The organism is Endozoicomonas sp. SESOKO3, assembly GCF_024606255.1.
In genome coordinates, this window is sequence record NZ_JAHHPR010000419.1 from 1 (window position 1) to 1,074 (window position 1,074).

A 1,074-nucleotide genomic window follows, 5' to 3' on the forward strand; every position below is an offset into this window, starting at 1 on the left:
ACATCATAGTGATGGTCGCAAACGGATAATCCTGACTGGCCTCTTCTTGTCCAACCGGATTAAGCGACGATGAACCGGGGTTCCAACGGCTTTTTAAAAGCCAGATGATCGCGACAGCCGCTTCTGCAGTCAACCATGAGTATGGGGTGTTACTTAAAGGAGTCACTTTGATGGTCAGTGTCCGTTCGTAAGCAGCCAGCAGTTGAGTGGCATAAAGCGATTGCCACGCAATCGATTCGATCATGGTCGTTTTCACCCTGTAACCCCAAGATCTGCGCGGTGTGTCATCGGGCGATGAATCTGGTTCTGTGAAGCCGTTTGGGTCGAAAATGTCTGACGGGGTTCCCGCAGGTTTTATAGAAAAACTCTGGTTTGGAAAAATTCTATCCTGTTCAAGCTCGATAATATAACGTTCTGTCAACCTTTCGGCCTGACAGACGACAGACAATGTCGGCAACAGCAGCGCCGCAAAGAGTGAGTGTTTAATAATTCCAGCCCTGCGTTCCGATTGATAAGGACGAAGGATAGATCAAGAAAATAAGCGTGCTTTTCTGTCAAAGATTTTCTGTCAAAAACCAAAGGGGTCCCCGGGCAAATCATGGGCTCATTTCATATTGGAGAAGACTAAACCTGCCTCCTTGATTTACAGCGTCTACAATTATCGGTTTAAAGTAAATACAGGATTTGGAAAACACTCGCTATGACAAAACTACTGCTCGTACCCACAACAATAATACTGTGCAGCCTGCTAACAAGCTGTGTCACTGAGCCGATGGCTGAGGAAGATAGCTTCTATGACCATGAGCGCCCTGCCCCGGTATTGACAGAGGAAGAATCAGCCATCAGCCGCCAGAACCGCATCAATGCCAACCAATATCGGATGAAACACGGCCGGGGGGGCGACTACCAGCCCTCTCCCGGGCAGCCGGGCAAGCCCTCCTGGAAAATGACTTTTCCCTACAATGAACCGATCATTATAGAAACCGAATCACAATCACAATAACAGGAACGAAATGATGAAAATGGAGCGAAAGAGAGAGAAAATGCTGCCCGGTCTGTCAACTGGACAGCAAA

At 48.0% G+C, this 1,074-nt stretch carries 2 protein-coding genes; one reads left to right on the forward strand and one right to left on the reverse strand.

Features of this window, described 5'->3' with window-relative positions; translation table 11 throughout:
- On the reverse strand, nucleotides 1–457 hold a 457-nt coding region (locus KDK18_RS07190), incomplete at its 3' end, for a hypothetical protein (protein ID WP_257254201.1).
- 243 nt (nucleotides 458–700) lie between these two features.
- Between KDK18_RS07190 and KDK18_RS07195 the strand changes: the two genes are divergently transcribed.
- Nucleotides 701–1,003: a hypothetical protein gene (locus tag KDK18_RS07195; protein ID WP_257254202.1), complete on the forward strand. Its 303-nt coding sequence runs from the start codon at nucleotides 701–703 to the stop codon at nucleotides 1,001–1,003.
- The last annotated feature ends 71 nt before the right edge of the window (nucleotides 1,004–1,074 follow it).